Consider the following 5,798-nt stretch of genomic DNA (forward strand, 5'->3'; position numbering starts at 1 on the left):
GCCAGGAGCGACGGCGGCAACGTCGCGACCCGCACCTCCCGCTCCCGCACCAACGCGGCAAGCGCCCGAGGCTCACCCCGCTCCTCCCCCGTCGCTACGACCAACCTGCCACCCGCCGCCAACGTCACCGCAACCTCGGAAACCGCAGCGTCGAAGCCGAACGGAGCGAACTGCAACACCCCATCACCCGCACCCACCCCAAACACCTGGGCCTGCGCCAGCGCAAGGTTCACCACACCACCGTGCGCGACCTGCACACCCTTCGGCCGCCCCGTCGAACCCGACGTATAGATCACATACGCCAACTGGTCTGGGGTGGCCGTGACTTCAGGCGCCGTCGACGGCAGTTCCGCCAGGGCGCGCACGACTGCTGAGTCGTCCACGACCACCGTCCGCAAACGGCCCACCGGCAGTTCGTCCACCAACTCCTCGGTGCCCACCAGTACCGTCGCCCGGCTGTCCCCCAACATGAACCCCAGCCGCTCCACGGGATACTCGGGATCCAGCGGCAGATACGCCCCACCCGCCTGCCATACAGCAAGCATGGCCACCACCATGCCCACACCTCGGGGCAGACACAGCGCCACCACCGACTCCGAGCCCACCCCCACCCCACGCAGATAGTGCGCCAGACGGTTCGACCGTGCCATCAACTCCCCGTAATCGACGGAATCGTCACCGCACACCACCGCCACCGCACCCGGGGACGCGGCCGCTCGCTCGGCGACCAGCTCATGCACACCACCCACCACAGGCAACGGCTCAGCCGTCGCATTCCACTCGTGCACCACTTGGTCATGTTCGGCCTCGGTCAGTACGGGCAGTTCGCCGAGGGATCGGCCCGCGTCCATGGTGAGGGTGTCGAGGAGCGCAACGAGATGTCCCGCCATCCTCTCCATCGTGCCCGGGTCAAACAGCGCGGCGCTGTACTCGATCGCACCGGACAGCGCACCCCCGCCGTCCGTCAGCACCAGGCGCAGGTCGAACCGGTTGGTCATGCTGTTTCCGGTGTCGTCCATGAACGACTCGGGGTCGAGGGAGTCGTCGCCGGCGACGTCGTCTGCGGGCCGGCCGTCCTCGGTGAAGTAGTTGAACAGCACCTGGAACAACGGGCTGCGCGACCTGTCCCGCTCCGTGACGAGTTCGTCCACCAGTTGCTCGAACGGCAGGTCCTGATGCGCGTACGCGGCCAGCGCCACCTTCCGTACACGGCCCAGGAGTTCGGCGAACGAGGGGTCACCGGACAGGTCGGTTCGCAGCACCAGCGTATTGACGAAGAACCCGATCAGGTCCTCGGTCTCGGCGCGGTTCCGGTTCGCGACGGGTGTGCCCACCACCACGTCCTCCGAACTCGCATACCGGCCCAGCAGCACGTTGAACGCGGCCAGCAGCGTCATGAACATCGTCGTGCCGTGCTCGCGGGACAGCGCCCGCAGCGCACCCATCGTCCGTTCCGGGACCTCGAACCGCGTCGTCGCACCGACCGGTGACCACATCGCGGGTCGCGGCCGGTCCGTGGGCAGTTCCAGAGTCGGGGCTCCGGTCAACTGCTCCCTCCAGTAGGCCCGTTGTCCGTCGAGCACCTCGCCGGTCAGCCGCTGCCGCTGCCAGATCGCGAAGTCCGCGTACTGGACGGCCAGGGGCGGCAGGGACGGTACTCCGCCACCGCGCAACACGTCGTACAGGTACATCAGTTCGCGCTGGAAGATCCGCGTCGACCATTCGTCGGAGACCACGTGGTGCATCGACAGCGCCAGGACGTGCTCGTCGGCTGCCACCCGGATCAGCATGGCGCGGATCAGCGAGCCGCCGGACAGGTCGAACGGCGTCGCCTCGTCCGCCGCGACCAGCTTCTCGGCCACGAGGAACGGGGCGCCCTCGGCGGAGACGTCGATCATCGGCAGGGCAAAGGGCGACGGCGGGGCTATCACCTGGTGCGGCACGCCGTCCGCACCCGCGACCAGACGGGTCCGTAGCACCTCGTGCCGCGTCACGATCGCGGTCAGAGCCGTCTGAAGGGCGGCAATGTCCAGGTCGCTGCCCATCCGCACCCGCATCGGCAGGTTGTACTCCAGCGATCCGGGCTCCAGTCGGTCCAGGAACCACAGCCGCTGCTGGGCGAACGACAGCGGCAGTACCTGGTCCCGGTCGACGGGCGTCACCGGGTGGAGGTCGGTCCGTTCGGCCGACCCCGCGACCGCTTCCGCCAGGCCACGCACCGTCGGGTGGTCGAAGAGCGCGGAAAGCGGGATCTCGGCACCCAGGACGTTCCGAATCCGGGAGATCACCTGGGTGGCGAGGAGCGAATGCCCCCCCAGCTCGAAGAAGTTGTCCTCTGCGCCGACCCGGTCGATTCCCAGGACGCGGTTCCAGATCCCCACGAGCAGCTCTTCCACGGCACCGGAGGGCGCGACGAAAGTATCCGCTTCAGGGCGGTTGATCTCCGGTTCCGGCAGTGCGGCCCGGTTCAGCTTGCCGTTGGGGGCCAGGGGCAGGTCGGCCAGCTCGACGAAGACCGACGGGACCATGAACTCGGGGACGCGGCTCCGCAGGTGTTCACGCAGATCGGCGACCGCGGGGATTCCCTCGGCCTGGTCGGCCGGGACCAGGTAGGCCGCCAGACGGCGGTCCTCGCCCTCGCCCCAGGCGGTTACGACCGCGGACCGCACACGGGGATGGCCGGCGAGCACCTCCTCGATCTCGCCCGGTTCGATACGGAAGCCGTGGACCTTGACCTGCTGGTCGATACGGCCGAGGAACTCGAGGCGCCCGTCGGCGCGCCAGCGCACCTGGTCGCCGGAGCGGTAGGCCCGGGATCCGTCACCCGCGAACGGGTCGGCCACGAACCGTTCCGCGGTAAGCGCGGGCCGGTCCCCGTATGCCCGGGCGAGGCCCGCGCCCGCGATGTACAGCTCACCCGCGACACCGACCGGCACCGGGTTCAGCCGCTCGTCCAGGACCAGCAGCCGTACGTTCGTCAGCGGCAGGCCGATCGGAACGAGGCCGCCGGGCGACCAGTCCGCCGTACCGTCCGTACGCGGGCACACGGTGCTCGCCGCGTCGATGGTGTTCTCGGTCGGGCCGTACAGGTTCGCCACGACCGCAGTGGAGTTCCTCGCGTAGAAGCGGGCCACATCGGCGGCAGCCAGCGCCTCACCCCCGCAGAACACCGCACGCAGCCCGGGCAGGGACGACGGCCATGTGTGGGACACGAACAGCTTGAACAGCGACGGGACGAACTGCACCACCGTGATCCGCCGGGACTCGATGAGTTCCACCAGGTAGTCCAGATCGCCCTGGCGCCCCGGCGCGGCGAGGACCAGCTCGGCACCCTTCGACAGCGGCCAGAGGAGCTCCCACACCGAGGCGTCGAACGTGAGCGGCGTCTTGTGGAGCACGCGATCCGCTGCGGTCAGCTGGTGCTGGTCCTGCATCCACGACACACGGTTCACGACACCCCGGTGGGTGATCTGCACACCCTTGGGGCGACCGGTGGAACCCGAGGTGTAGATGACGTACGCGAGTTGCTGGGGGTGGACCGGTACGTCAGGTGACGTGGCCGGCCGTGTCGCGAGGGCCGTGCGGGTGGCAGGATCGTCCAGCCACACCACGGTGTCCAGTGTGCCGCCGGCGGCCAAGTCGGCCGCGACTCGACGGTGGCCGACCAGGACCGTGGCGCCACTGTCGGCGAGCATGAACTCCAGGCGGTCGGCCGGGTAACCGGGGTCGAGCGGCACATAGGCCGCACCCGCCTGCCAGACCGCGAGGACCGCGGCGACCATGTCCGGGCCGCGCTCCAGGCAGAGGGCCACAGCGCACTCGGCTCCCACGCCGACGTCGCGCAGATGGTGGGCGAGGCGGTTGGCGTGCGCCATCAACTCGCCGTAGGTGACGATCTGTTCGCCCGACACGACAGCCACCGCGTCCGGCGTCGCGAAGGCCCGCTGAGCGATCAGCTCGTGCATACCGCTCACCGGAGGCAGGGGCGCCGCGTTGTCTGTCCACTCCTGCAGCAGCTGCTCGCGCTCGGGTGCGGTCAGGAGCGGCAGCTCGCCGATCCGCCGGTCCACGTCGTCGGCGGCGACGGCCTCCAGGAGCGTGACCAGATGCCCGGTCATCCGCTCCACGGTCGTGGCGTCGAACAGTGCGGTGCAGTACTGGATCTCTCCAGCAAGGCCACCGTCGCTCTCGCCCTCGCCCAAGGTGACCACCAGGTCGAACTTCACCGGAAGTGACTCCGGGACGAATTCCGGGCCGGCGGGCGAATCCGTGGCGGCTGTCGCAACCGGCTCGCCGTCGGGTCCGGCACCTGTGCGGCGCGTAGCGGATCCGGCGGGCTCCTCGGCCACATAACTGAACAGGGTCTGGAAGAGGGGGGTACGGGACCGGTCCCGCTCCGTGACGAGTTCGTCCACCAGCTGCTCGAACGGCAGGTCCTGATGCCCGTACGCACCGAGTGCAGTCTCCCGTACGCGGCGCAGGACCTCGCTGAACGTGGGATCGCCGGACAGGTCCGTGCGCAGCACGAGCGTGTTGACGAAGAACCCGATCAGGTCCTCGGTCTCGGCCCGGTTCCGGTTCGCCACCGGTGTTCCGACCGCGACGTCATCGGTGCCGCCATAGCGGCCCATGAGAATGTCGAACGCCGCGAGGAGCGTCATGAACATCGTCGTGCCGTGCTCACGGGACAGTGCGCGCAGCGCCTCCGCCGTCTCGGCCGGAACAGTGAATCGGGACACCGCACCGTCGGTGGAGCGCACCGCCGGACGCGGCCGGTCGGTCGGCAGCTCAAGCGTCGGCACGTCCGCCAACACGCCCTGCCAGTAGCCCAATTGGCCGTCCAGTACGTTGCCGGTCAGCCACTGCCGCTGCCAGGCCGCAACATCGGCGTACTGGAACGTGAGCGGCGGCAGCGGATTCGGCTCGCCTGCGCGGAACGCCTCGTACAGCGCAAGGAGTTCACGCCGAAGGATGCGGTCCGACCACTCGTCGGACACCACGTGATGCATCAGCACGGCGAGTACGTGCTCGTCGTCTCCCAGTCGGATCAGTGTGGCGCGGATCAGCGGGCCGTTCGCCAGATCGAACGGGGCCAGGCTGATCTGCGCGACGAGCCGGTCGGCGGCGTCCTGCGGGTTCACGGTCCCGGAGAGGTCGAGAACCGGGAAGGGCATGGGCGCCGGCGGGTCGATGACCTGGTACGCCACGCCGTCCGCACCCGCCACCAGGCGGGTCCGCAGAACCTCGTGACGGGCGACCATCGCATCCAGAGCGGCGCCCAGGGCAGCGAGGTCGACGCCGCCGGTCAGCCGCAGACGGGTCGACATGTTGTACTCGGTCGAGCCCGGCTCCAACTGGTCCAGGAACCAGAGCCGCTGCTGCGCGAACGACAGAGGCAACGGCTGATCCCTCTCCACGGCCCTCATCGGCGGCGCGGCATCCCCTGCAGAGGTCTCGATCGTCGTTGCCAGGCCTCGTACCGTCGGCCGGTCGAAGAGCGCCGACAGCGCCACCTCCACCCCGAACGCCTCCCGGATACGGGAGATCACCTGCGCTGCAAGCAGAGAGTGTCCGCCCAAGTCGAAGAACCCGTCGGTGGCACCGACACGGTCCACTCCCAGCACCTGCGCCCAGATACCAGCCAGCAACTCCTCCGACACCGTGGCCGGAGCGACAAAGCCGGCCTCCAACTCGCCGCGCATCCCCTCCGGTTCCGGAAGAGCGGCCCGGTTGATCTTCCCGTTCGGAGTCAGCGGCAGCGCCGCCAGCTCCACGAACAGCGACGGCACCATGTACTC

At 69.2% G+C, this 5,798-nt stretch carries 1 protein-coding gene; it reads right to left on the reverse strand.

Annotation, left to right across the window (positions count from 1 at the left end; all coding sequences use genetic code 11):
- The coding region (locus tag ACFT7S_RS38485; RefSeq protein WP_382741175.1) for an amino acid adenylation domain-containing protein at window positions 1–5,798 on the reverse strand (5,798 nt) is incomplete at both ends.

This window comes from Streptomyces sp. NPDC057136 (genome assembly GCF_042670885.1).
GTDB lineage: Bacteria > Actinomycetota > Actinomycetes > Streptomycetales > Streptomycetaceae > Streptomyces.